29 protein-coding genes are annotated in these 22,541 nt (G+C 62.9%); 9 read left to right on the forward strand and 20 right to left on the reverse strand.

Translation table 11 applies throughout. The features are described from left to right. Positions 1-14 precede the first annotated feature (14 nt). From FIV09_RS08650 to FIV09_RS08680, 7 genes are read right to left on the reverse strand one after another with little or no spacing between them, the layout of a single operon-like run. A complete protein-coding gene (locus FIV09_RS08650) occupies positions 15-473 on the reverse strand; it encodes a DUF411 domain-containing protein (RefSeq protein WP_050532589.1) in 459 nt (152 codons plus the stop codon). A 3-nt stretch (positions 474-476) separates the two neighbouring features. Beyond that, on the reverse strand, positions 477-1,850 hold the full coding sequence (locus FIV09_RS08655) for a M23 family metallopeptidase (protein ID WP_007803467.1): 1,374 nt from the start codon (positions 1,848-1,850) through the stop codon (positions 477-479). Beyond that, positions 1,847-2,473 (reverse strand): SCO family protein, encoded by a 627-nt coding sequence (locus FIV09_RS08660; RefSeq protein ID WP_007803468.1) that lies wholly within the window; start codon positions 2,471-2,473, stop codon positions 1,847-1,849. The genes FIV09_RS08655 and FIV09_RS08660 overlap by 4 nt, the downstream gene beginning before the upstream one ends. After that, complete coding sequence (locus FIV09_RS08665) at positions 2,473-2,943, reverse strand: copper chaperone PCu(A)C (protein ID WP_008327335.1); 471 nt, start codon at positions 2,941-2,943, stop codon at positions 2,473-2,475. Before FIV09_RS08665 ends, FIV09_RS08660 begins: the two co-directional genes overlap by 1 nt. Positions 2,944-2,965: 22 nt before the next feature. After that, positions 2,966-3,625 carry a thioredoxin domain-containing protein gene (locus tag FIV09_RS08670; protein WP_092813107.1) on the reverse strand — a complete coding sequence of 220 codons (660 nt, stop codon included), beginning with the start codon at positions 3,623-3,625 and terminating at the stop codon, positions 2,966-2,968. Continuing rightward, complete coding sequence (locus FIV09_RS08675; RefSeq protein ID WP_007803474.1) at positions 3,622-4,044, reverse strand: disulfide bond formation protein B; 423 nt, start codon at positions 4,042-4,044, stop codon at positions 3,622-3,624. Before FIV09_RS08675 ends, FIV09_RS08670 begins: the two co-directional genes overlap by 4 nt. A gap of 5 nt (positions 4,045-4,049) precedes the next feature. Next, positions 4,050-4,616, reverse strand: coding sequence for an SCO family protein (locus FIV09_RS08680; RefSeq protein ID WP_007803475.1), 567 nt, complete (start codon positions 4,614-4,616; stop codon positions 4,050-4,052). Between the two features lie 213 nt (positions 4,617-4,829). On the opposite strand from FIV09_RS08680, the gene FIV09_RS08685 reads away from it, so the two are divergent. The 5 genes from FIV09_RS08685 (at position 4,830) to FIV09_RS08705 (ending at position 7,832) form a co-directional block, all read left to right on the forward strand. Next, complete coding sequence (locus FIV09_RS08685; RefSeq protein WP_007803476.1) at positions 4,830-5,258, forward strand: helix-turn-helix domain-containing protein; 429 nt, start codon at positions 4,830-4,832, stop codon at positions 5,256-5,258. An 82-nt stretch (positions 5,259-5,340) separates the two neighbouring features. Continuing rightward, on the forward strand, positions 5,341-5,961 hold the full coding sequence (locus FIV09_RS08690; RefSeq protein WP_008327361.1) for a cation transporter: 621 nt from the start codon (positions 5,341-5,343) through the stop codon (positions 5,959-5,961). Positions 5,962-6,030: 69 nt separating this feature from the next. Further along, complete coding sequence (locus FIV09_RS08695; protein ID WP_092813110.1) at positions 6,031-6,594, forward strand: transglutaminase family protein; 564 nt, start codon at positions 6,031-6,033, stop codon at positions 6,592-6,594. Next, entirely contained in the window at positions 6,584-7,549 is a 966-nt protein-coding gene (locus FIV09_RS08700) for a cation diffusion facilitator family transporter (protein ID WP_007803480.1), read from the forward strand. Before FIV09_RS08695 ends, FIV09_RS08700 begins: the two co-directional genes overlap by 11 nt. Then, complete coding sequence (locus FIV09_RS08705; protein WP_007803481.1) at positions 7,521-7,832, forward strand: STAS/SEC14 domain-containing protein; 312 nt, start codon at positions 7,521-7,523, stop codon at positions 7,830-7,832. Before FIV09_RS08700 ends, FIV09_RS08705 begins: the two co-directional genes overlap by 29 nt. Before the next feature lie 514 nt (positions 7,833-8,346). Here the strand turns inward: FIV09_RS08705 and FIV09_RS08710 are convergent. From FIV09_RS08710 to FIV09_RS08765, 12 genes are all read right to left on the reverse strand, one after another. Then, complete coding sequence (locus FIV09_RS08710) at positions 8,347-8,619, reverse strand: DUF2274 domain-containing protein (RefSeq protein ID WP_152449581.1); 273 nt, start codon at positions 8,617-8,619, stop codon at positions 8,347-8,349. After that, positions 8,616-9,815, reverse strand: coding sequence for a TrbI/VirB10 family protein (locus FIV09_RS08715; RefSeq protein ID WP_254702458.1), 1,200 nt, complete (start codon positions 9,813-9,815; stop codon positions 8,616-8,618). Before FIV09_RS08715 ends, FIV09_RS08710 begins: the two co-directional genes overlap by 4 nt. After that, positions 9,812-10,792, reverse strand: coding sequence for a P-type conjugative transfer protein TrbG (trbG, locus tag FIV09_RS08720; RefSeq protein ID WP_152449582.1), 981 nt, complete (start codon positions 10,790-10,792; stop codon positions 9,812-9,814). The genes FIV09_RS08715 and trbG overlap by 4 nt, the downstream gene beginning before the upstream one ends. Then, positions 10,789-11,472: a conjugal transfer protein TrbF gene (trbF, locus tag FIV09_RS08725; RefSeq protein WP_152449583.1), complete on the reverse strand. Its 684-nt coding sequence runs from the start codon at positions 11,470-11,472 to the stop codon at positions 10,789-10,791. The genes trbG and trbF overlap by 4 nt, the downstream gene beginning before the upstream one ends. Continuing rightward, the gene (gene trbL, locus FIV09_RS08730) at positions 11,472-12,758 is read right to left on the reverse strand and encodes a P-type conjugative transfer protein TrbL (protein WP_152449584.1); all 1,287 of its coding nucleotides are present in this window, start codon (positions 12,756-12,758) and stop codon (positions 11,472-11,474) included. Before trbL ends, trbF begins: the two co-directional genes overlap by 1 nt. Positions 12,759-12,762: 4 nt before the next feature. After that, complete coding sequence (gene trbK-alt, locus FIV09_RS08735) at positions 12,763-13,032, reverse strand: putative entry exclusion protein TrbK-alt (protein WP_092813131.1); 270 nt, start codon at positions 13,030-13,032, stop codon at positions 12,763-12,765. Between the two features lie 4 nt (positions 13,033-13,036). Continuing rightward, positions 13,037-13,819: a P-type conjugative transfer protein TrbJ gene (gene trbJ / locus FIV09_RS08740; protein WP_092813134.1), complete on the reverse strand. Its 783-nt coding sequence runs from the start codon at positions 13,817-13,819 to the stop codon at positions 13,037-13,039. Continuing rightward, the gene (trbE, locus tag FIV09_RS08745) at positions 13,803-16,283 is read right to left on the reverse strand and encodes a conjugal transfer protein TrbE (RefSeq protein ID WP_152449585.1); all 2,481 of its coding nucleotides are present in this window, start codon (positions 16,281-16,283) and stop codon (positions 13,803-13,805) included. Before trbE ends, trbJ begins: the two co-directional genes overlap by 17 nt. A 4-nt stretch (positions 16,284-16,287) precedes the next feature. After that, complete coding sequence (locus tag FIV09_RS08750; RefSeq protein ID WP_092813140.1) at positions 16,288-16,557, reverse strand: VirB3 family type IV secretion system protein; 270 nt, start codon at positions 16,555-16,557, stop codon at positions 16,288-16,290. After that, positions 16,557-16,883, reverse strand: a complete 327-nt coding sequence (locus tag FIV09_RS08755; RefSeq protein ID WP_092813143.1) for a TrbC/VirB2 family protein — start codon at positions 16,881-16,883, stop codon at positions 16,557-16,559. Before FIV09_RS08755 ends, FIV09_RS08750 begins: the two co-directional genes overlap by 1 nt. After that, entirely contained in the window at positions 16,880-17,863 is a 984-nt protein-coding gene (gene trbB, locus FIV09_RS08760) for a P-type conjugative transfer ATPase TrbB (RefSeq protein WP_092813146.1), read from the reverse strand. Before trbB ends, FIV09_RS08755 begins: the two co-directional genes overlap by 4 nt. A gap of 401 nt (positions 17,864-18,264) precedes the next feature. Then, positions 18,265-19,200 carry a cation diffusion facilitator family transporter gene (locus tag FIV09_RS08765; protein WP_152449586.1) on the reverse strand — a complete coding sequence of 312 codons (936 nt, stop codon included), beginning with the start codon at positions 19,198-19,200 and terminating at the stop codon, positions 18,265-18,267. A 74-nt stretch (positions 19,201-19,274) separates the two neighbouring features. Between FIV09_RS08765 and FIV09_RS08770 the strand changes: the two genes are divergently transcribed. Together FIV09_RS08770 and FIV09_RS08775 are read left to right on the forward strand one after the other, a co-directional pair. Continuing rightward, entirely contained in the window at positions 19,275-19,730 is a 456-nt protein-coding gene (locus tag FIV09_RS08770; protein WP_152449587.1) for a helix-turn-helix domain-containing protein, read from the forward strand. Between the two features lie 246 nt (positions 19,731-19,976). Next, positions 19,977-20,447, forward strand: a complete 471-nt coding sequence (locus FIV09_RS08775; RefSeq protein ID WP_152452473.1) for a DUF411 domain-containing protein — start codon at positions 19,977-19,979, stop codon at positions 20,445-20,447. Between the two features lie 336 nt (positions 20,448-20,783). Here FIV09_RS08775 and FIV09_RS08780 read toward each other — a convergent pair whose 3' ends face one another. Beyond that, entirely contained in the window at positions 20,784-21,128 is a 345-nt protein-coding gene (locus tag FIV09_RS08780) for a helix-turn-helix transcriptional regulator (RefSeq protein WP_152449588.1), read from the reverse strand. A 56-nt stretch (positions 21,129-21,184) separates the two neighbouring features. Between FIV09_RS08780 and FIV09_RS08785 the strand changes: the two genes are divergently transcribed. Further along, complete coding sequence (locus tag FIV09_RS08785; RefSeq protein ID WP_152449589.1) at positions 21,185-22,033, forward strand: cation transporter; 849 nt, start codon at positions 21,185-21,187, stop codon at positions 22,031-22,033. Continuing rightward, complete coding sequence (lspA, locus tag FIV09_RS08790; protein ID WP_152449590.1) at positions 22,030-22,539, forward strand: signal peptidase II; 510 nt, start codon at positions 22,030-22,032, stop codon at positions 22,537-22,539. The genes FIV09_RS08785 and lspA overlap by 4 nt, the downstream gene beginning before the upstream one ends. Positions 22,540-22,541 lie beyond the last annotated feature (2 nt).

Below are 22,541 nucleotides of genomic sequence, written 5' to 3' on the forward strand. Positions count from 1 at the left end.
GTTCTGCCGCGAGTTCAGTCAGGAGCCGAGTAGCTGGTGTAGACCTCGGTCGATCCGTCTTCGTGGATCAGGAAGACATCGTAAGCCTCCCGGTCGTCCTCCGGTCCCATGCCGGGCGACCCGTAGGGCATTCCCGGCACCGCCAGGCCTACCGCGTCTGGCCGGTCCTCCAGCAGGCGTTGGATGTCAGCCGCCGGCACGTGGCCCTCGATCACATAGCCGTCGACCAGAGCAGTATGGCAGGACACCATGCGCTGCGGCACGCCATTGTCGAGTTTGAAGCGCACAAGAGATCCTCCGAACATGTCCTCGCCCATCGGCGCGAAGCCATTCTCCTCGAGGTGCTTCATCCAGGACAGGCAACAGCCGCAGCCGTTTGTCTTCCGGACGTCGATCTGAATCGTCTCTGCGACGGCCTGCGCCGCGGGAAGCAAGGCAAATGCGATGGCAAGGGCGGGAGTAAATCGTTTCATGGATCAAAGCCTTTCGGTTGTCGTCTGTGCAAATTCGCTGGCGAGCCTCTCAGCAAGAAGTGAACGCGCCTCACGCAGTCGCTCAAGCGCGGCCGTGTCGTCCGCTTCACGCTCGGCCGCCTCTGCCAATCGGTCGTCAGAGAGAGGGTCGGTTGGGCGACCGTCCACCAGCACTTCGTAATGTAGGTTGGGGCCTGTCGCGGTACCCGTCGCACCGACCCGCCCGATCATATCTCCGGCCATCACGCGTTGCCCTTGTGTGAGCCCGTCCGGTACGGCGCTCAGATGCGCATAGCGCGTCAGGGTGTCGGAGCCATGAGCGATCTCGACGACCCGGCCATACCCACCGCGTCGGCCGATGAAGCTAACGCGGCCCGGCGCCGTCGCCTGTACCGGCGTGCCGCGCGCCGCCGCGAAGTCGACTCCTGTGTGCATCCGTACATTGCCGTAGACCGGATGGGTGCGGCGCCCGAACACAGAACTCAGCCGTGCACCTTCGACCGGTTGCGCAAACACGCGCAGGACTTCTCCGTCGACATAGATCGTCGCTTGGCCGCTGCCGTCGTTCGGCCAGACGATTTCATAGACCGAGCCATCGATATCCAGTGCGGCAAAGGCAAGCTCGGGCTGACCAATCCTCTTGTTCCCGTCTCGGGCCTCGCGCCAAAGGAGGCGCATCGTCTCGCCACCCGCAAGATCACGACGGAAATCCACGGTGCCGCCCAGCATCTGCGCCAGGTCCACCGCAAAACGGGCGGGGATGTCTGCCGTGTTCAGGGCGGCGAAAATCGAGCTCTCGATCACCGCCTCGCCGGCGAAAGTCACCAATTCGGGATCCGGGTCCAACACGCGGGCGGCAAGCTGTTCGCCGAAGACCGCCTCTATCCGGACACCGTCTTCGACGGCGAGCTCTACACGACGCGGGTTGTCGTCCGTTGTGGAAACCACCGTAATGATGTGACCCGGACGCAGACGGCGCAGATCGTATTCCGTGCCAATCGCCAAGGCGATTTCGGCGCGATCCGAAGCATCCAGCCCCGCATCGGAAAGGACCGCATCAAGCGTCTCGCCCGACGCAATCTCCCGCGACCAGGTGACCAGCGGGGGCTCGATAGATGGCAAGGAGGTATCAGCGGGGGAAACGGTCAGGAGCGGCCGGGGTCTGAACTCGAATGCGATATCCGCCTGGGCGAGTGTAGGGCGGACCGAATTGGTTTCGGTAATCCGAGGCGGCGCAAGCGGATTGGGAGTCCAGAGGGTCGCTTCAGCAATCGCAGGGGGCACCGGTTCTTTGGACAGAACGCCAGAGATGGCGATGGCGGTCACCGAAAATGCGCCTGCGACCGCAACGGCCGCCAAGACAGTTCTTATCTTCATGTTGCCCCCTCTACGTCTTCTGTCAGTGCGCGCTGGATCTTCGGCACCGCGAATTCTCTTTGCTCGTGATAGTCGATCATGGTGACGAGCTCACCCTCGGCATCGAACAGGAATACGCTTGCCGTATGGTTCATCGTATAGCCGCCGCCCTCAGTCGGGACGCGCTCAAATGAGGCACGAAACCCTTCTGCAGCGCGGGCAATTTGGTCTTCCGGCCCCGTCCAGCCACGAATGACCGGATGAAAATAGCCGACATATTCGGCCATGGCCTCGACCGTGTCCCGCTCCGGGTCGACCGTGATGAAGACCACGTTCATCTCTGATGCTTCGTCGCCCAGTTCCTCAAGCCAGCCGGAAATATCCGATAGGGTCGTCGGGCAGACGTCCGGGCAGTAGGTGAACCCGAAAAACACCATTGTGGGACGACCGATCAGGTTGCCAGGCCCTACCTCATTTTCCTCGTGGTCGGTCAGCCGGAACTCCATCGCCGATAGGGGCAGGGGCCGCTGCCCTTTTGGTTCAGGCGCACCGGGCCCGTCCACCCGCCACCAGCCCACGAAGAGCGTCAGGCCAAGAACGCCGGCACCGGCTGCGCCGTATAGAAGGAGCTGCCGACGTTGCATCAGCCCTCCGGTCCACGCGCGGCGATTCCGAGGATTGGGACCTCGACCGTCACCTTGCCGCCATCCGAGAAGGTCAGTGTCAGCGGGAAATTCTCGCCTTCGGTCATCGGCTCTTGCAGCTTCATGAGCATGGCGTGCAACCCGCCCGGCTCCAATGCCACGCTTTGGCCGGGCTCAATCGTGATCTCGCCTGCAGGCGCCATGGAACTGACGCCATCGGAGTTGGTTTTCGACTCATGGATCTCGGGCATCATTGCCAGCGGTGTCGCAAGTCCGGTCAGCGTAACGGCGTCTTCACCCGTGTTGCGCACGGTCATATAGGCGGCACCTGGCCTGTTGACGCCGATCGAGGCGCGGGACCACGCATTCTCGACCACGACATCCTCCGAACCGGCCAGTGCGGGGGCCGACAGCCCTGCAACCGTCAAAAGCACGGCCAATGCATTGGTATATCTCAACTTCTTCACCACTCGTTTCTCCTGCCTCCGCAAATCAGCTTTGGCTTGCCGCAACTTCCACTGCCACCAGCCTCCGCAATTCGGCCTCACCGAACGGATCGAGAGGCTTGCCGTTCACGAAGAACGTGGGCGTTTGGCGGACCCCGACTGTCTCGACATCGGCGCGGTCCTGGTTGAGCACCGCCACAACACCGGGGGCCAGCATCTGTGTCCGGGCAGCTTCGACATCCAGACCTCCGCTTGCTGCAATCTCAAGGATCAATCCGGGTGCCGGGGTCCCGTGAGACGCCCATCTGGGCTGCTCTCGCAAGACTGCCTCGAGCACAGGTTCAAACACGTCCTGCATGCGCGCCGCCTCGAGCACACGGATCGCTTCTACCGACGCCTCGCCGTGAAAAGGCGTATAGCGGATTACAACGCGCACCGCGTCTCCGTGCTCCGCCATGATATCCTCGACGACCGGATAGAAAGCGCGGCATGCCTCGCAGGCCGGGTCGAAGAATTCAACGATGGTTACGGGCGCATCCTCGGGCCCGAGGATCGGGGAATAGGGTCGGATCAGCGCGTCGGCCATTTCAGGGTCGATGGGATCGGACGCGGCAATCGGTTCGGGGCGGGTGGCATACCAGGCGGCACCGCCGAAACCGGCGACCCCGAGCGCGAGAACGGACAGGATGAGGCCGCGTCGTTTCATTTTTGTGTTTCCTTCAGTGAGAGAGCCGACAGCAGACCGATCATCGCGAAGGCGACGAGCGCCATCAAAGGAATCGGAATGCCGAAGACCAGTTGATTGTCGTCGGTACAGGATGGGCCGGTCGCCGTGCAGGGCTGGATACGCTCGGGGATAACGCCGACATAGAGGCCCAAGTGCCAAAGCGCGACGGCGGCACCGCCCAAAGCCAGCGCGATCCCGTAGCGACCCACGCGCCGATCCTGCCACCACAGCCCAAGCCCGAGGATGATGGCCAAGGGGAACATGAAGGCACGCTGGAACCAGCAGAGCACGCAAGGTGTCTGCCCCAGAACCTCGCCGATGAAGAGCACGGCAAGCGACGCGGTGAGCGCGATGATCCAGGCCAGGCCAAGGGCCGTCTCTCCGGAAAGTCGGGTCATGACGATCAGATCCTCTGTCTCAGATCGGCGAGGATCTCTTCGGCGGGCGTGCCGTAGGGCCAGGAGTCCGCGAAGCCTGCTTGCGTGTCGAAAAGGAAAAGATGCGACGTGTGACCCATCGTGTATCCGCCCGGCGCAGTCGCCTGCTCGATCCGCTCAAAGAATATCGGAAAGGTTTCGGATGTCGCGGCGATCTGCTCCGGTGTACCGGTCAGCCCGATGATCCCTGCGTCGAACAGGGGCACATACTCGGCAAGTGCAGTCGGCGTATCCCGCTCCGGATCAATCGTTATGAAAATCGGCTGAACCATTGCTGCCTCATCGCCCAGGCCCTCCATCACGGCCGCGACTTCGGACAGTGTTGTCGGACAGACGTCGGGGCAATTGGTGAAGCCAAAGAAGACCAGCATCCAGCGCCCTGCGAAATCTTCGTCCGTTTGGACCATGCCGCGATGATCGGTCAGTTCGAAATCAGCAAGAAACGGTGGTTCACTCTCGGTGCGGGCAAGATCGGCACGGTAGTCGGACCATAGCAACAGCCAGATGAAAACGAACGCCGCCGCGCCCGCCAACACCCACAATACCTTCTGAAGACCTGAAAGCCTCACGCCGCTCCGCCCGAACCTGATCCTATATTTTGTGTGCGTTTACATCCTCTAGCTACTGTAGGTTCAAGCGTGATTGTCATCGATCGGCCAACAATCACCGATCTGTGAAACTCGGGTGAAGCTTGTGATGCGCACCGCATAAAGCTACACCCACTGTAGGTAATGTGGGGAGCGGAAATGCTGACGATTGGGACGCTGGCGAAGAAGACCGGAACAAAGGTGCAGACCATCCGGTATTACGAGCAGATCGGACTTATGCCTGAGCCCGGCAGGACCGAGGGGGGCCAACGACGCTATGGCGACGCCGAACTCGACCGCTTGTCATTCGTCCGGCACGCACGGCAACTGGGGTTCTCGTTGGACGCGATCCGTGAGCTCCTCGATCTCAGCGATCATCCGGGAAAGTCCTGCGCTGAGGCGGATGCAATAGCCCGTCGGCAACTCAAACAGGTCGAGCAACGATTGGCGCGGCTCGAGGCGCTGCGGACGGAATTGAAGCGGATGGTGCATGAGTGCAGCGGCGGACAGACTTCTGATTGCCGTGTGCTCGAGGTACTGCGCGACCATTCCGAATGCCTGACCGACCATGAAGAGATCGGCGCCTGAGCAATTTCGACGACCTTTGATCGGAACGCAAAAAGCCCGGTGTTAGTTACTCATTGGCAATTCACTAATTTGGATACCCGGCATGGCGGAGCAGAGAAACGCAACGGAAAGACGCACACTCTGGATCGTGCTGGGTCTCAACATCGGGCTGGCAGTCGCTTTCTTCGCCTCGGGCGCATTCGGCGAGTCAAGCGCGCTTATCGCCAATGGCCTCGACAATCTGTCGGACAGTTTCGTCTACGCGATCAGCCTCTTCGCGCTGTCCCGCTCCGCCAAGTGGAAGCGCGGAGCGGCGAACGTTTCGGGCGGCCTGCTGATCCTCTTCGCCCTTGGAATCCTGTATGACGCGTGGCGCCGCTACGTCGGCGGATCGGATCCTCTTGGCACGATCATGATTGTCATGGCGCTGGTAGCGGCGGCCATCAACGCACTTTGCGTCTGGCTGCTGGCACGGCTTCGCGATCCAGACGTAAACATCCGAGCGGCGAATACGTTCAGCTGGAACGACTTCGCGGCCAATCTCGGAATCGTCGTCGCAGGCGGGCTCGTAGCCTGGCTCGGAACGAATTGGCCGGACCTTGTCGTGGGCGTGATTGTCGCCGGCATCGCGGCCTGGGGTGGCGTCGGAATCCTGAGAGACGCGCATGGTGAACACCACAAGGCGGTGCACAATGACGATCAGGTAACCAAGGACTCGGCCTGAAATCGGGGCTTGAAGCTACAGTGACTGTAGCAACTACATATTCTCGTGAACGATTCGAGGAGATATCCCGTGAACCCCGCCGACCCTCATTTGGCCAAAACCCGGCTGCTGGATTTTGACGCGACCTCAATTGCAAAACTGACCGAGGAGCGCGGCTGGGCAGACCTTCCCAGCGACGACCGAATTGGGGCCATCTACGATTTCGTCAGGAACGAGATTACCTTCGGCTACAACCGCGCCGACGACATTCCGGCGTCCGAGGTCCTCGCAGATGGCCACGGGCAGTGCAACACCAAGGGCACGCTCCTCATGGCCCTGCTGCGTGGCGTGGGAGTTCGCTGCCGACTGCACGGGTTCACAATCCACAAGGCGCTTCAGAGAGGCGTCGTTCCGGAACTCGTCTATCCCCTCGCGCCGTCCGAAATCCTCCACTCCTGGGTAGAGGTGGACTTGGGCGACGGATGGGTCAATCACCGCCAGAACTTCGGATTTGTGCGCGACTTGCTCTATCGCCACGTCATCCGTCACTGGATGAATGCCAGGGTTCGCCGCATCCGCCGCGGAATCTTGCCGCCGGTCCCCGGATTCGATCGGCCGAACCACCGCCATGAGGAGACGAACCGTGCCGCATGATCACGGCCACGCCCACATCGATCCTCAATCCGGTGATCGTCGCGTCTCCATCGCCATCTGGGCCAACGGCCTCCTGACGGTCGCGCAGATCGTCGGCGGGATCCTTTCCGGCAGCCTCGCGCTGATCGCGGATGCCCTCCACAATTTCTCGGACATGGCGTCGCTGGTGATCGCCTTCTTCGCGCGTAAGATCGCTCGCCGCCCGGCGGACAAGCGCATGACCTTCGGCTATGGGCGGGTAGAAATCGTCGCAGCGCTCATCAACTACACGACACTTATCCTGATCGGCTTCTACCTGATCTACGAGGGTGGCATGCGCATGATCGACCCACCAGAGGTACAGGGCTGGACGGTGGTGATCCTGGGCGGTGTGGCACTGGTCGTCGACACGTTGACGGCGCTGCTCACCTATTCGATGCAGAAAGGCAGCGTGAACATCCGTGCGCTCTTCCTGCACAACCTATCGGACGCTTTGGCCTCCGTGGCGGTCATCATCGGCGGCTCGCTCATCCTCCTCTACAACATGCGGTGGGTCGACCCGGCGATCACCATCGGCATCGCTCTCTACATCCTCTACCTCGCATTTACCGAGATCGGCGGTCCGATTCGGACGCTGATGCTCGGCAGTCCACCGGACATCGATAATGAAACCGTCGTTCAGGCGATGCGGGGTGTGGATGGTGTCGCGGACGTTCATCACGTGCATCTGTGGCAGATGCAGGAGCACGAGGCGGCTCTGGACTGCCACGTCGTGCTGACAGCGGACGGCTGGGGTCAAATCGAAAAGATCAAGGCCGCGATCAAGGACCGGCTGAAGGACGATTTCAGCATCGGTCATTCGAGTCTGGAATTTGAGCACGAAGACCGCGCACACGAAAACGCTGACCTTTACGGTCACGGCAAACCGGAAAAAGAGGAGGAAAACCATGTTCACCGAGACACTGACAGCTCATGACGACACGATTGGCCTCGCCTGCGAGGGCAAGCTCAGCGAAAGCGACCTGAAACGGATGCACGCCCTGCTTCATGAGCGCCTGCAAGAGACAAGTAAGCCCGGCCTGGTTCTCGATCTCACGAGGTTCGAAGGCTACGATGGGCCGTCCGCTCTGCTCGAAGATCTGAAAATCGACACAGCCCATAGGAATGACTTCCGCCGCGTCGCTGTGGTGGGCGAAGGGGCTTTGTTGGAGTGGGGAACCAGGTTCGCCGACGTGCTGACCACGGCAGAACTCCGTTAGTTCGACCCGGCGGAAATGAAGGCGGCAATCGCCTGGGCAAGTGAAAGGTAGAGTAGCTTTCAATCAGATGCCTTCGCAGAAGACAGCATCTGTTCGAAACCATAAACAAAAGAACTACAGCAGTTGCGAGACCCAAGAGCAATCCGAAAGTTCTGAACATGGTCGCTCCTTTCGCAAAGGAGTAACTTTGGTACGGTGGCACTGCCCTTGCCGGGGCATTATCAAATCGTAATGTTTTAGCGGCTCAGGGCGCCAGTTGGTTAACATAAACTTCATTACCCGCAGCCAATAAACTTGACATAAGATCGAATCCGCTTGGTTTGGGCTTAGACTATCTTTCCATCCAATTGGCTTGAAGCCAGCAAATTTCGCAAAAATGCATTGGAAGCCTCAAACTTTGTCTTAACGATGGAGGATCGGCTCGACTCCGTCGCAACTTGAAGCGGGTAGGGGGTGCCTATGTGCGATCCGTGTGCAATGCGATCCGCCAAGAGACTTACGATTTATCAGCTACTTAGCCCTGATCGGAATCCAGAGGCTTCGATGGGTCTGGTTTCTTGCGGTTCGCCCTCGATCCCGTTTTCCGCGCTGCTGCGAACCCGCGGTCCGTGGCCATGAAGCGGGCAAGCATTGGGGCGACGAGGCGGGCGGGCTCAAGGTCCTGTCCGGTCTGTTGGCCGAGGACAGCCGCGTAGTCGCAGAGGTCGCGGTGCACATCGGCGGGAAGTTCCACGGTCAGCTTGACCGGCTTGTCGTCATGGATCGGACCAAGCTTCAGCTTCGTCATCGGACTTCTCCCAAGGGCTCGAGGATCAGGTCGCGGGTGACCATGACGCGGACGGGGAAGCCCGGGCGGATGGTCAGTGTCGGCGGGACGGCGAGCTGCTGCCGGACGATCTCGTCTCCGGTCCGTCCGATCGTGTCCTGCGCGGCCTCGCGGATGGCGCGGGCGACGTCATCCTCGCTGTCGGCCCCGCTTTCCAGCCCGAGGTTCAGGATCGTGGCGAGGCCTGCGGCGAGAAAGACGCGACCCCAATGATAGTTGACCCGGTCCTGCAGACCGGACGCGCCTGTGCCGTCAGTGCCGGGCGCGCGTTCCAGCACAATGGAGCGACCATCCGGCAGGATGAGGCGGGTCCAGACGAGGAGCAGGCGGCTTTGCCCGGATGCGATGCGGCTGTCGTATTCTCCCAGAAGCCGAGCGCCTTGCGGGATCAGCAAGTACCGCCCTGAGGGGGTATCAAAGACATTCGACGTCACCTGAGCCGAGATCTGGCCGGGAAGGTCGGAGCGCAGGCCGGTGATCAGGGCGGCCGGGATCACCGTGCCGGCCTGCAGGATGTAGGGGCTGGGCGGCGGCACCATGCGCTGCGCACTAACGGTGTCCGTGTCTCCGGGACGGGTGAGGAACGTCTCCCGGTTTGAGACCGGATCGCTTGCCGTCGGGCTGCCCAAAGTGGAGGGAAAGAGCGCGCCGGTCGCGGGGGGCGTCGGTGTGGGCTGTGCTCCGCCGCGTTGCATGGTTTGCGCCTCCGCGAAAAGGGCGCTCAGCCGGGCGGCGTCGAGTTCCTGAAGGCGGCGTTGTTCCTCCGGATCGACTGTGGGGGCCAATGGACCGGAAAGGGGCGGTGCCGGGACCGGCTGGCCGCGATCTTGCGCCCCAAGGATGGCGCGGCCCAGCTCACCGGGCAAGGGCGGGCCGAGACGCGGGACATCGGCGTAATCCCGAGGCAATGTGGACAGCCCTTCAGCCGCCTGAATGCGTTCGGTGGAAAAGAGCTCGGTCTGGGTGCCCTCCTGCCGGTTGTTCTGCAGGGCCACGATCAGGATCGCGCCCAGACCCAGACCGCCAATCGCGGTGGCAAGGGCAATGGCCCGGCGGGACAGGCGCATGACACGGGGCGGATCGGGCCTGAGGCGAAGCTCTTGGGCGATGTCTGCCTCGGTCCGTGGTGGCTCCGGCATGTTAGTGGCTTGTGTCATCGCTCGGCCTCCGGCTGGGGCGCGCGCGGCGGGCGCTGATCGCCATCCGTCCGCACGATCCGCACAACCTGCTGTTGTCTTTCGCCGAGACGCAGTTCTGCTGCTCCGAAGAGCCGGTCGACGATCAGCACGTTGCCGAGCACGCGGGTGTTGACGATCTGGCCGCGTCCATCCGCGCCGATCACGAAGAGCGGGGGCATTTCGCCCTGGGCGATGCCGGGCGGGAACACGACATAGACACGGCGCCCGTCGTCGAAGACCGAGACCGGCCGCCAGGATGGGGCGTCGCCCTGCAAGCCGTAACGGTAGTGCCGTTCCGCCTCGGGCGGGATCACGGGACGCCGGACGGTCGGCGTGCGGGGCGTGGATCGCACCTCTGGATAGGCCCATGCAACGCTGGGCATCCAGGTCTCTTCGTCCGCCTGCAATTCGATGTGATAGGTGCGCCGGTCGGTGTTGACGACGAGATTGGTGGCGATGTCGGGGCGCGTGGGTTTCACGAGGATATGGACGCGCTCGGTGCGGCCGGCGCCGCTGGTGGTATCACCGACGATCCAGCGCGCGGTGTCGCCCGCCGCGATCGGGCCGGGGCCGGTCAGGCGTTCGCCGGGTTCGAGCGCGATATTCGTGATCTGCCCGGGGGCGGCGTAGATCTGGTAGAGCGCGCCTTCGCTCCACGGAAAAACCTGCATGGCGTTGTAATAGCCCAGCTGGCGGGGCTCGACGCGGGCTGCGGCATTGGCGGCGATGATGCGCGCTTCCGGCGTATCCGCTTCCGGATCGCCGCCACGGGAGGGCGTCCACGCTGGCGGCGTGTGAACCGGGCGGGGCGGCCCCTCGGCCGGGGGAGGTGCCGGCGGCGGAGCGAGGGCCGGAACCTGGTCGTCATAGGCGATTTCGGGTGGGCGCTGCCCCGTGCAGGCGGTCAGCGCCGTGGCCGCGAGAAGAAGAACGGGGATGGGGCGAAGTCGTCTCATTGGGCATTCTCCCTCGACCAGTTGATGGCATGGACATAGACGCCAAGCGGGTTTGACCGCAGGCGCTCCGCATCGCGCGGCGGCTGGATCACGACGGTCAGGATGGCGGTCCAGCGTTCGGTTGTGGCGAGCTGACCGTTTTCGTAGCGGCGCTCGATCCAGGCGACGCGGAAGCTTGTGTCCGAGGCGCGAATGACACTCGAGACCTCGATGGAAATCTGCGTGTCGCCGACCTGCGCGAAGGGATCGTTCACCCGGGCATGGTCATTCAGCGCGACAGCGCCGCGATCCGTGGCGAAATCGTAGGCGCGTAGCCAGTTCTGGCGCAGCACGATCGGATCGGCCGGGACCTGCCGGACATGCTCGACGAAGCGGGCAAGATGCCAGGCGATCTGCGGATCGGTCGGACGATATTCGGCGAGCGCCGGGGCGACAGCTTGGGCCGCACCGAGGTTGTCGACCTCGACCACGTAAGGAACGACGCTGCTGCGCGTCGATTGCCAGGCGAGGGCCGCGCTGAGCCCGGCGGACAGGGCGAGGCAGCCCATTGCCATGAGGCGCCAGTTGCGGGCCTGGACGCGGGCGGAGCCGATGCGCTCGTCCCAGACCTGGGCTGCCTTCTGGTAGGGGGTGACGGGCTCGGGCGTGGTGCCGTATCGGACGCTGGGTCGTCGGAACATCAGGAGGACCTTTCGGAGAGACTCACGACCGTGCCGCCACCGCCATGATCGCCGGAGCGGAGCGCATGGGCAGCCGTCGACAGGCCGTGCTGGAGCGATTGCTGGCGCTTCATCCGCCGCGCCCAGTCGGGCGGGCCATCATTCGCCGGGGCGGGCATGGTGCTCCCCGCAAATCGACCGCCTGTGGCTGCATAGGCGGTGCGGGCGCCGGTCCCAGCGCCGTCCGAGATCGCGCGCCGGAGCGAGCTGAACGCGGCGACGGCACCGGTCTTGCCGACAGCGGCTACGCCGCCAACAGACTTGCCCAGTGCCGTGCTGCGCGATGCGGCGCCAAGCTGATAGGCAGTGGCGGTTCCGCTGCCAACCGCACTGGCACCACGCAAGGCCGCGCCACCGGTGCCAAGGGCAATCCGGGTTCCTGCGACACCGGCGACTGCAGCCCCGCCCACGGCGATACCGGTGCCGACCGCGGCGCCTGCGCCAAGTTGCGGCCCGCCAGAGACGATACCATTGGCGATGCCCGGTCCGAAGATGCCAAGAGCGAGGAGCGCCAGTGCGCCAAGAACCACCGACATGGCGTCGTTGATCGTGGGTTCACCCGCGAATCCGGCGGTGAATTCGCTGAAGATGGTGGAGCCGATGCCGACGATCACGGCCAGCACCAGCACCTTGACACCGGAGGAAATGACGAGGCCCAGCACGCGTTCGGCCATGAAGGCGGTCTTGTTGAAGAGGCCGAAGGGCACGAGGATGAAGCCTGCCAGCGTGGCCAGCTTGAATTCGATCAGGGTGACGAAGAGCTGGATTGCGAGGATGAAGAACGAGAGCAGAACCACAAGCCATGCAAAGAACAGGATCCCGATCTGGATGAAGTTCTCGAAGACGGCGACGAACCCGGAGAGGTCGGCGATGGAGGCGAGGATCGGCTGCCCGGCCTCAAGCCCGACCTGCGCGATGCGCCCGGGCTGCAGCAGCTCGCTGGCGGAGATCGTGCCGCCGGTGGCGACCAGGCCAAGGCCCGCGAAACTGTCGAACACAATCCGGGCCAGCGCGTTCCAGTTGCCGATGATATAGGCGAAGACCCCGACAAAAAGGGTCTTCTTCACCAGCCGGGCAATGATGTCGTCATCCGTACCCCAGGCCCAGAAGAGGGCCGCCAGCGTGATGTCGATGACGATCAGCGTGGTGGCGAGGAAGGCGACGTCGCCACCCAGAAGGCCGAAGCCGGAATCGATGTAGGAGGCGAAGACCTCGAGAAACCGGTCGATGACACTGACGCCGCCCATTCCCTCACTCCGTCCCGGCCGGCTCTGGAGCCAGATCGAAGAAGCGCTGCCGGGCCGCCTCCCAGGCGGCGCGGCATTCGGTGTTGGTGGCGTAGTCTTCGGGCGTCAGGTCACGGCAACGCGCGAGGGTGCCGCGCAAGGCGTCATCCCTGACCACATGCCCGGTGTCGGTGGGCAGGACGGTGTGTGTCAGTTCGAGCGCAGCGGCGAGGGCGGCAAGGCCGCCGATACCGAAGGCGACAAGGCGCAGAGTTCGCGGTGTGTCGAGTGCCATGTGCTCACTCCTCGAAGAAGCGCACGGTGCCGGGCGTGTAGCCGCCGCCGTAATCGAGGAACTGGGCGAGGTTCTCGCGGCCCTGCGCCTCGGCGGAGGCGATCCGGGCGGCTTCAAGCGCTTCGGCGCGGTTCTGCGCGGCGATGGCAGCGGTCAGATCGGCGATCTGCGTGGATTGAAGCGCCAGAAGTTGGTTTCCGGCTTGTGCCACCTGCAGGGCGCCGACGGCCCCTTGGCTTTCGCGAATGAGCGCGTCCATCTGGGTGCGCGCGCCGTCGATATTGCCCACGACCCCGGCCTGCACGCGCAACGCGTCCTCGAAGCCCGCGACGGAGGTCTCCCACCGCTCGCGCGCACCGGCGATCATCGCGTCGAAATCACCTTGCGCTGCGGCAGAACCGTAGTCCTGCGCGAATGCCTGTTCGATGGTGGCTACGTCGAAGGCGAGGCTCTGGGCATCGGCCAGGAGTCGCTGGGTTTCGCCGATGGCGTCCTGCAGCTGCGCCAGCGAGGAATGCGGCAGGTTCGCAAGGTTCAGCGCGTCGTTCATCAGCATCTGCGCCTGGTTCTGGAGCTGCGCGATCTGGTTGTTGATCTGCTCCAGCGCGCGGGCGGCCGAGAGGATGTTTTCGGCGTGGTTGCGCGGGTCGTAGACGATCCGCCCGCCGCCCCCGAAAAAGAAGGCTTGGGCCGGTGTCGATAGAACCGGTGTTAGGACGAGGGCGCTGGCCATCAATGCGGCGGCGAGTTTGTGGAACCGGGCAGGGCGCTCAGGATTGCGGGTCATGTTCTGTCTCCTTTTGGTCAGGGTGAGGGGGTGTCGGATCGGCTGTTGCGATGTCGGGCCCGAGCAGGTCGATGGCCCAATCAAGACCGTGATGGCGCAGCCAGCCGGCGGCAAAGCCGTCCCGGTCATGGATGGCGAGCAACTCGGTGATGGCGGTCTGGTCGGCCTTGGAGGAAGCGGCGGTGAAGGCCAGCGCCACCTCACCGAGCCCCAGCGAGAAGAGCCGGTTGCCGCGCCGCGACTGGCAGTAGTAGTCCTGCTTCGGCGTCGCGCGGGCGACGATGTCGATCTGGCGGTCGTTCAGCCCGAAGTTCCGGTAGATCCGTGAGATCTGCGGCTCAAAGGCCCGTTCGTTGGGTAGGAAGATGCGCGTAGGACAGCTCTCGACGATGGCAGGCGCGATGAGGGACCCGTCGATATCGGCCAGCGACTGAGTCGCGAAGATCACTGAGGCGTTCTTCTTTCTGAGCGTCTTCAGCCATTCGCGCAGCTGTCCGCCGAAATTGGCGTCATCGAGCGCAAGCCAGCCCTCGTCGATCAGGATCATCGTGGGCCTCCCGTCGAGCCGGGCCTCGATCCGGTGGAAGAGATAGGCCAGCACGGCGGGTGCCGCTGCTGAGCCGATCAGCCCTTCGGTCTCAAACGCGAGCACGTCCGCGCTGCCCAGGTCCTCGGCCTCAGCATCGAGAAGCCGTCCGAAAGGCCCGCCGAGGCAGAAGGGCTTGAGCGCGCGTTTGAGGTCGGTCGACTGCAGCAGGACCGAGAGACCGGTCAGCGTGCGTTCCCCGCGCGGGGCCGAGGCGAGCGAGGTCAAAGCCGACCAGAGGTGATCGCGCGCGACGGGTTCGATCGTCGCGCCTTCACGTGCGAGGATCCCGGCGAGCCAGTCCTGCGCCCAGGCGCGTTCCGAGGCCTCATCGATCCCGGCGAGCGGTTGCAGCTGCACGGCGGGGTCCTCGTCGACCAGCGCATCGCCGAGGTTTTCCCAATCGCCGCCCATGGCCAGCGTGGCGCAGCGGATCGAGCCGCCGAAGTCGAAGGAGAAGACCTGCGCGCCCGGGTAGCGGCGGAACTGCAGCGCCATGAGCGCGAGCAGCACGGATTTGCCCGCCCCGGTCGGGCCGACGATCAAGGTATGGCCGACATCGCCCACATGTGTGGAGAAGCGAAACGGAGTCGTGCCGTCGGTTTCGGCGTGGAACAGTGGCGGGCCGTCCAGATGGTCGTTCCGGTCCGGCCCCGCCCAGACCGCCGAGATCGGGATCATATGGGCGAGGTTCAACGTCGAGATGGGTGGCTGACGGACATTGGCATAGAGATGGCCGGGCAGGGAGCCGAGCCAGGCCTCGAGCGCGTTCAATGTTTCCGGGATGCAGGTAAAATCGCGCCCCTGCACGATCTTCTCCGCGGCCTTGAGCTTCGCTTCGGCGGTAAGGGCATCTTCGTCCCAGACGGTAATCGTCGCGGTGACGTAGGCCGCGCCCGCTACATCGGCACCAAGTTCCTGCAACGCCTCGTCCGCGTCGGCCGCCTTGTTGGCCGCGTCACTGTCGAGCAGGGTCGAGGCTTCGTTGGTCATCACCTCCTTGAGGATCGCAGCCACCGACTTGCGCTTAGCGAACCACTGTCGGCGGATACGGGTGAACACCCGGGCGGCATCCGTCTTGTCGAGGCAGATTGCCCGTGTGCACCAGCGATACTCGAAACCCTGGGCGTTCAACTCGTCGAGCAGTCCGGGCCAGGTGGCGCTTGGTAGCCCGACGATGGTCAGGGTCTTGAGATGAGCGGCTCCGAGTCGAGGTGTCAGTCCACCCACAAGAGGATCATCGGCGAGCACCGCGTCCAGGTGCATCGGCACCTCCGGCACGCGGACGCGCTGTCGCCGGGTCGAAACGGTCGAATGCAGGTAGGTCAGGGTCTCTTCATCGGAGAGCCAGGTGATCTCCGGCATGAAACCGTCCAGCAGATCGGTCAGCCGGTCGGCCCGGCTGACAAAGCTGGAGACCAAGTCCTGTGGTCTCGTGCGGCGATCTGGGGCGTTCTCCAGCAGCCAGCCTTCGGCGCGGCTCGCGTCATCCGCGGGCGGCATCCAGACCAGCGTCAGGAAATACGCGCTCTCGAAATGCGCCCCTGCTTCTTCGAACTGCGCGCACCGTTCGGCATCGACGAGGGCGGAGACAGGATCGGGAAACTTGGAGGCGGGGTAGTCCTGCGCGGGGTTCCGTTGCGCTTCCACGAAGACGGCCCAGCCGGAACCCAGCCGTCGCAGCGCGCTGTTGAGCCGGGCCGAAGTGGCGACCAGTTCGGCGGGCGTGGCTGAATCCAGATCCGGTCCCCGAAACCGCGCTGTGCGTTGCAGGCTGCCGTCTTTGTTCAGGATGACGCCGGGTGCGACCAGCGCCGCCCAGGGCAGGAAATCGGCCAGTAGGGCGGATTTGGAGCGGTATTCGGCCAGACGCATCATCGGCTCAGACCCCGAACCAGGAGGGGTAACGGAGATGCCGCCGCGCCACTTCAGCGATCTGTGCGTCTCGCTTCGCGGCCCAGACTGCGAGGAGGTGGCCAACCAACCAAAATGCGAGGCCTACGAGCCAGAGCCGCAGGCCCAGCCCAATGGCGGCCGCCAGGGTGCCATTGGCAATGGCGATGGTGCGGGGAGCACCGGCCAAAAGGATCGGATCGATCAGGGCGCGGTGTACCGGCGCGAAATAGCCGGGGATGTCGGTGTGGTTTTCCATCAGATCAGTGCTCCGCCGCCGAAGGAGAAGAAGGAAAGAAAGAAACTCGAGGCCGCGAAAGCGATGGAAAGGCCGAAAACGATCTGCACCAGCCGCCGGAACCCGCCCGAACTGTCGCCAAAAGCCAGCGTCAGGCCCGTGACAATGATGATGATCACGGCGACGATCTTGGCGACCGGGCCTTCGATCGACTCAAGGACGGATTGCAAGGGGGCTTCCCACGGCATGCCGGACCCGGCGGCGAGCGCCGGCTCAGGCAGGGCGAAGACGAGGAGGCCGAGGGCGGTTGCGCCAAGGGCTGTGCGAAAAGATGGCAGAAGGGTCATGGATGGCTTCCTTGTCTTGGTGTGAAAAGGGGGGTGAGGGCGTAATCGCCCGCGGCGGTCAGGCCGGTGACACGAGCAAGTTCGGACAGGCGACGCTCGGCGCCCCGTCCGGACAGAACGGCAATCAGGTCGATGGTCTCTGCGATCAGCGCGCGGGGAACGGTGACCACTGCTTCCTGAATCAGCTGCTCGAGACGCCGAAGAGCGCCGATTGCGGTCCCGGCATGGATCGTGCCGATCCCGCCCGGATGGCCGGTGCCCCAGGCCTTGAGCAGATCGAGCGCTTCCGGCCCGCGCACCTCGCCGATGGGGATGCGATCAGGCCGCAGCCGCAGCGATGCGCGCACGAGATCGGACAGGCTCGCAACCCCGTCCTTGGTGCGAAGCGCCACGAGGTTCGGCGTCAGGCATTGCAGCTCACGCGTGTCCTCGATCAGGACCACGCGGTCTGAGGTCTTGGCGACCTCCGCCAAGAGCGCATTGGTCAGGGTTGTCTTGCCGGTGGAGGTCCCGCCCGCGACAAGAATATTGGCCCGGCTGGTGACCGCGTCGCTCAGGTGACTAGCGGCGGCGGCGGAGAGGATGCCGCCGGAAACATAATCGTCGAGGGTGAACACCGCGACAGCAGGCTTGCGAATGGCAAAGGTGGGCGCGGAAACCACTGGGGGCAGCAAACCCTCGAAGCGCTCGCCGGTGTCTGGCAATTCAGCCGAAACACGCGGGGCCGCGGGATGGACCTCCGCCCCGACGTGATGCGCGACAAGTCGGATGATGCGCTCGCCATCGGCGGGAGACAGCACCGCGCCTGTGTCGCTCAGCCCCCCTGCCAGCCGGTCAACCCAGAGCCGCCCGTCAGGGTTCAGCATCACCTCGACGACGCCCGCATCCTCGAGACAGGCCGCGATGCCAGGCCCAAGGGCGGTGCGCAACATGCGTGCGCCGCGGGAAGACGTCTCGGTTTTGAAAGACGTAACGGTCATGGTTGGCCTCGCGATGGATCACGAGGCCGATCAAGAAGACCGTTATTGGCCTACGGGCAACAGCTGTGAAGGCGTAGTAGGGGTGTGGTGCGTAAAGGCAGGGGGAGTGCGGGCGCAACCTTCGAGACGTCAAACCGCATTATAGCGGCCGTTCAGTTCTATCGCGGCGAATGCCGGCACAGAGCCCCCTTGGTTGCTTTCTGCGACGCAGCGAACGGCGGTTTTGCTGGGTGGCTGAAACCGTGCCAAATCTCATCAAATTTTGCACGGGTTTTGTGGAACAACTAAGCCATTGATATTTGGTGAGGCAACGCGGGCGTCCGAAAACGACCACTTTGGGCGAATAGGTTCTGGCAAGAAGTCTTTGCCCGCATCGCGCGAGCGCTACACGCAGTAGTCGATCATCTGTTCCGTTCTTCACTACGCCCGCGCCCGCCGAACGCGGGCGGGTCGTCACAGGCATGGCGTGCGCATTCCAGCTCCAACGTGGTGTGCTCGATGTCGAAACGGTCCGCCAGTGCGGCCTTGATCCGGTCCTTGACCGCATCGGCGTCATTCCAGCGGCCCTCGGCGATGACGACATGCGCGTCCAGCGCCGCACGGTGTTCGTCCATTTGCCAGAAATGCGCGTGGTGGATGCCTGTCACACCGTCGATCCCGCGCACTGCTTCGAGAACGGCGTCCGTCTCGATCTCGTGTGGGGAGCCAAGCATCAGGATACGGATCACCGGGCCGATCTCGCGAAACGATTGCCAAATGATGTAGCCCGCGATCAGCACCGTCACGAGCGGGTCGATCAGCCGCCAGTCGTAGAGCAGGATTAGCGTCCCCGCGATGATCACCGCGACAGAGCCGAGCGCATCGGCGACGTTGTGTAGAAAGGCAGCGCGGATGTTCACGCTGGATTTGGACATGGCGTAGGTCAGCGCGGCTGTCACAGCGTCCACGATCAGTGCAATACCGGCGATGATAACAATCAGCCAGCCCTCAACAGGCTGCGGATCGGCAAAGCGCATCGCGGCCTCGTAGAGCAAGTAGAGGCCGATCACGATTAGTGTGGTGTAGTTGATGAGCGCCGCGACGACCTCGACCCGCCCATAGCCGAAGGTCATCTCCGCGTCCCGTGGCCGTCGCGCGATCTTGCGCGCGCCGAAAGCGATGATGAGCGAGATCGCATCGGAAAAGTTGTGCAACGCGTCCGCGATCAGCGCGAGCGAGCCGGAGATGACGCCACCGACAATTTGCGCGACCGTCAGACCCATGTTGACCGCGATGGCGGCGAAGACCCGGCGGTCGCCCGCCTCGGGATCGACGTGATGATTATGGCCGTGCCCCATGCCTGCGGCTCCTTTCGATTCGTATCGTTTCAGTGTAGATACGATCTACAGCGACTGTAGGTTCAAGGGGCGGCATGAAGGAATATTCCATCGGGCAGATGTCGCGCCAGACGGGCGTGAAGGTGACGACGATCCGCTACTACGAGAGCCGGGGCCTGATCCCGTCTCCGGCTCGCACCGAAGGCGGACAAAGGCGCTACGATGAAGCGGCGCTCGAACGGCTCGCCTTCCTGCGCCACTCACGGGAACTGGGCTTCGGTCTAGATGACATCGCCGATCTGATGGCCTTGGCCGAAGCCCCATCCGAGGACTGCGCACCTGCCCATGAGATCGCGCGCAAGCAGCTCGCAGCGGTGGACCGGCGCATGACCATTCTCGCGCAGCTTCGGGAAGAACTTGTGCGGATGGCCCATGTGGAGGATCCGGGTCATGCCGGGGAGTGCCGCGTGATCGAAGTGCTAGGAAATCACCGGCTCTGTATGGGAACGCATGACCTGTCGGACGCCAGCGCAAATTTATCCGACAACTAAGCGAAGTTCAGCGATAGGGATTCGCCAAAACCCAACCGTGTCTGTCACCGGCGATATCGACCATTTTTGACAACGACCACACAAAACGGGTTGATTGGGCTTGGGCGAAAGATTTTGAAACCCCTTGAAGCTCTAATGGCTAGAGGCCCTATGTTGCGCGTAGATGAGGAGAAAGCGACATTAGCGACCGCAGCATCTTATGCGGGCGGATCAAAGCTGTCGGATAATCAAATCGGAGAAAACACTATGCCACACCTCAACCGTCGCACCCTGCTTTTGGGCGCTTCCAGCATGGCGGCCCTTACCCCGCTTCCGGGCCTCGCCCAAGGCGTCCCTGCCATCCACGTCCTGAGGGACCGGAACTGTGGCTGCTGCGAAGCCTGGGTTAGCATCCTGCAGGCCGATGGCTTTGCGGTTACGACCGAAGCCAGCTATGGCACGCTGCTGATCCGGCACAAACTTGACAATGGCATCCCTCAAGAGATGATCTCCTGCCACACCGGAGAAACTGACGGATATTTCATCGAAGGCCACGTCCCGCCCGCCGACATCCGAAGGCTACTGCTTGAACGCCCCGATGCAGTTGGCCTCGCCGTACCCGGCATGCCGTATGGTTCACCCGGTATGGGACCAGAAGACAACCGCGAGGCCTACGAAGTTTTCCTGATCCGCCGCGATGGTAGCACAGAGATTTTTAATAGCTACGAAGCCGCCTGACTCGCTCTGTTCGTTGACACGAGACGAAGGAGACGGCCGGATACTATTGAATGATCAGGGCGCGACAACCGGGAACACGGGGGGTTATCTTCACCGTACAAGGTTGGGTGCCCCGAGTGATGTGTGCTTCAGGCAGGGAGCACTGAACGTCAGTCCGATATGTCCAAGTCTTTCAGGTGGGAGCAACATGCAGCGAAAGTACGCTTTGGATGATGCCTCCGAAAAAGTCGGCATGTGCTGCAAACCGGACACCGAGAAGCGCCAATCCCGTCTTCTTGGCACTGCAGTGCAATTCAGCCCTGGCGAAAACAGTCTAAGCTGACTGATAACGACGGCTTATGTCCCGTGATAATTGTCGCATGCCTCAACACCCTCTGCGACCACATCGAGTAGTGCGTCTACATCACTCAAAAGGGCTTTTATGCGTGGACTGCTGATACGGTAGCGGATGAAGCGTCCATCACGGTCACCGTTGACTAGACCGCACTCCTGGAGGCATCGCAAATGGTTGGATACGTTTGGTTGTGACAGTTTTGTGCGCTCGACGAGTTCGTGAACGACCAGCGGCCCCTCGCACAGAGTACCGAGAATGGCCAAGCGGCTTGGGTCGGCAAAGCCGCGCAACAGTTTTGCGCGTTGTTCGATGGTACTGGCCTTGTGGTCAGCAACGAGTTGCGTCATATCATTACTCACTGATATATTTTGCTTTGTTCAACTTTAGCAGGAGAACCGCGACAATGGCCAACGCAGAAAGCGCAATCTCAGATGCCCCATCCTTTCGATACCGGGTTTCCGGCATGGATTGCGCCAAGGATGCGGCCCAGATCGAACGGGCTGCGCAGTCTGCCGGGGTCGCGCCCGACGCGGTGAAAGTGTCGGCGGCGACCCATATCATGACACTGAAGGCTCCCGAAGCGCGCTTGCCGGAGATCGAAAAAGCCGTCGAAACGACCGGCTATGGCTTTGATCGGATTGAAAGCGACGAAGACATGCGGCAGAGCGCAGCTCACCAGGACCCGGGCTATCGCCGCGCGCTCTGGATCGTCGTGATCTTGAACGTGGGTTACGGCGTTCTTGAAATGATTGGAGGCTTCATTGCCGGATCACAGGCCGTAAAGGCCGACGCGCTGGATTTTATTGGTGATGGCGCGATCACCTTCCTCGGCCTGCTGGCCATCGGTTGGAGTCTTCTCTGGCGGGCGCGGTCGGCCCTGATCCAAGGCATCTTCCTTGCCCTGCTCGGTCTTGGCGTCTTTGGGACAACCATCATGCGGGCATTCGAGCCGACAACCCCAGACGCCACGCTGATGGGGCTTCTGGGCCTGATTGCTCTTGTGATCAATGTCATCTCCGTGCTGCCGTTGCTGCATTACCGGAAGGGGGACGCGAACATGCGTGCCGTCTGGCTGTTCTCGCGCAACGACGCCATTGGCAATGCGGCAGTCGTTGTCGCGGCCGGTCTGGTGGTTTGGCTGGGTAGCGCGTGGCCCGACCTCATTGTCGCCTTCGGCATCGCCGGGTTATTCCTGCATTCTTCCTGGTCGATCATCCGCGACGCGCGGTCCGATCTGAAGGCGGCGGCATGAACAACCGCGTTCTGGGTGGGCTCTGTGCGATTGCAGCTTTCGGTTTCGATCAGGGCACCAAGGCGCTTGCCCTGAACACCCCGGCGCTTGAGAACGGGGTCGAGGTTCTGCCCTTTCTCAACCTCGTGCGGGTTTTGAACGATGGGGTCAGCTTCGGTATGCTCGGCGGGGTCGTACCCTGGTGGGGTCTGGTCGCACTTGCTGCCGTGGTCGTGGCATGGCTGCTGATCTGGCTATGGAAGGCTCCGGACGGGCTGATAGGTGCGGCGCTCGGTCTGATCATCGGAGGCGCGCTTGGCAATATCCTTGACCGTCTGCGCTATCAGGCCGTCCCTGACTTTCTCGACTTCCATTACGGGTCATACCACTGGCCGTCCTTCAACTTGGCTGACGTGGCGATCTTTTGTGGGGCAGCATTGCTGTTCTGGGACAGCTTTCGCACCTCGAAAGTCAGGCCGGAAAATCGGGAACAAGACAATCGCAAGGGAGATGTCACGGGGGGATAACA

The sequence above is a fragment of the Roseivivax sp. THAF197b genome (assembly GCF_009363255.1).
GTDB lineage: Bacteria > Pseudomonadota > Alphaproteobacteria > Rhodobacterales > Rhodobacteraceae > Roseivivax.

What these genes read in the sequence shown, in the direction of transcription:
- FIV09_RS08650 (WP_050532589.1), bottom strand. Translation starts at nt 473, where the DNA reads ATGAAACGATTTACTCCCGCCCTTGCCATCGCATTTGCCTTGCTTCCC.
- FIV09_RS08655 (WP_007803467.1), bottom strand. Translation starts at nt 1,850, where the DNA reads ATGAAGATAAGAACTGTCTTGGCGGCCGTTGCGGTCGCAGGCGCATTT.
- FIV09_RS08660 (WP_007803468.1), bottom strand. Translation starts at nt 2,473, where the DNA reads ATGCAACGTCGGCAGCTCCTTCTATACGGCGCAGCCGGTGCCGGCGTT.
- FIV09_RS08670 (WP_092813107.1), bottom strand. Translation starts at nt 3,625, where the DNA reads ATGAAACGACGCGGCCTCATCCTGTCCGTTCTCGCGCTCGGGGTCGCC.
- FIV09_RS08675 (WP_007803474.1), bottom strand. Translation starts at nt 4,044, where the DNA reads ATGACCCGACTTTCCGGAGAGACGGCCCTTGGCCTGGCCTGGATCATC.
- FIV09_RS08685 (WP_007803476.1), top strand. Translation starts at nt 4,830, where the DNA reads ATGCTGACGATTGGGACGCTGGCGAAGAAGACCGGAACAAAGGTGCAG.
- FIV09_RS08690 (WP_008327361.1), top strand. Translation starts at nt 5,341, where the DNA reads ATGGCGGAGCAGAGAAACGCAACGGAAAGACGCACACTCTGGATCGTG.
- FIV09_RS08705 (WP_007803481.1), top strand. Translation starts at nt 7,521, where the DNA reads ATGTTCACCGAGACACTGACAGCTCATGACGACACGATTGGCCTCGCC.
- FIV09_RS08710 (WP_152449581.1), bottom strand. Translation starts at nt 8,619, where the DNA reads ATGACGAAGCTGAAGCTTGGTCCGATCCATGACGACAAGCCGGTCAAG.
- FIV09_RS08715 (WP_254702458.1), bottom strand. Translation starts at nt 9,815, where the DNA reads ATGACACAAGCCACTAACATGCCGGAGCCACCACGGACCGAGGCAGAC.
- trbG (WP_152449582.1), bottom strand. Translation starts at nt 10,792, where the DNA reads ATGAGACGACTTCGCCCCATCCCCGTTCTTCTTCTCGCGGCCACGGCG.
- trbF (WP_152449583.1), bottom strand. Translation starts at nt 11,472, where the DNA reads ATGTTCCGACGACCCAGCGTCCGATACGGCACCACGCCCGAGCCCGTC.
- trbL (WP_152449584.1), bottom strand. Translation starts at nt 12,758, where the DNA reads ATGGGCGGCGTCAGTGTCATCGACCGGTTTCTCGAGGTCTTCGCCTCC.
- trbK-alt (WP_092813131.1), bottom strand. Translation starts at nt 13,032, where the DNA reads ATGGCACTCGACACACCGCGAACTCTGCGCCTTGTCGCCTTCGGTATC.
- trbJ (WP_092813134.1), bottom strand. Translation starts at nt 13,819, where the DNA reads ATGACCCGCAATCCTGAGCGCCCTGCCCGGTTCCACAAACTCGCCGCC.
- trbE (WP_152449585.1), bottom strand. Translation starts at nt 16,283, where the DNA reads ATGATGCGTCTGGCCGAATACCGCTCCAAATCCGCCCTACTGGCCGAT.
- FIV09_RS08750 (WP_092813140.1), bottom strand. Translation starts at nt 16,557, where the DNA reads ATGGAAAACCACACCGACATCCCCGGCTATTTCGCGCCGGTACACCGC.
- FIV09_RS08755 (WP_092813143.1), bottom strand. Translation starts at nt 16,883, where the DNA reads ATGACCCTTCTGCCATCTTTTCGCACAGCCCTTGGCGCAACCGCCCTC.
- trbB (WP_092813146.1), bottom strand. Translation starts at nt 17,863, where the DNA reads ATGACCGTTACGTCTTTCAAAACCGAGACGTCTTCCCGCGGCGCACGC.
- FIV09_RS08765 (WP_152449586.1), bottom strand. Translation starts at nt 19,200, where the DNA reads ATGGGGCACGGCCATAATCATCACGTCGATCCCGAGGCGGGCGACCGC.
- FIV09_RS08770 (WP_152449587.1), top strand. Translation starts at nt 19,275, where the DNA reads ATGAAGGAATATTCCATCGGGCAGATGTCGCGCCAGACGGGCGTGAAG.
- FIV09_RS08775 (WP_152452473.1), top strand. Translation starts at nt 19,977, where the DNA reads ATGCCACACCTCAACCGTCGCACCCTGCTTTTGGGCGCTTCCAGCATG.
- FIV09_RS08780 (WP_152449588.1), bottom strand. Translation starts at nt 21,128, where the DNA reads ATGACGCAACTCGTTGCTGACCACAAGGCCAGTACCATCGAACAACGC.
- FIV09_RS08785 (WP_152449589.1), top strand. Translation starts at nt 21,185, where the DNA reads ATGGCCAACGCAGAAAGCGCAATCTCAGATGCCCCATCCTTTCGATAC.
- lspA (WP_152449590.1), top strand. Translation starts at nt 22,030, where the DNA reads ATGAACAACCGCGTTCTGGGTGGGCTCTGTGCGATTGCAGCTTTCGGT.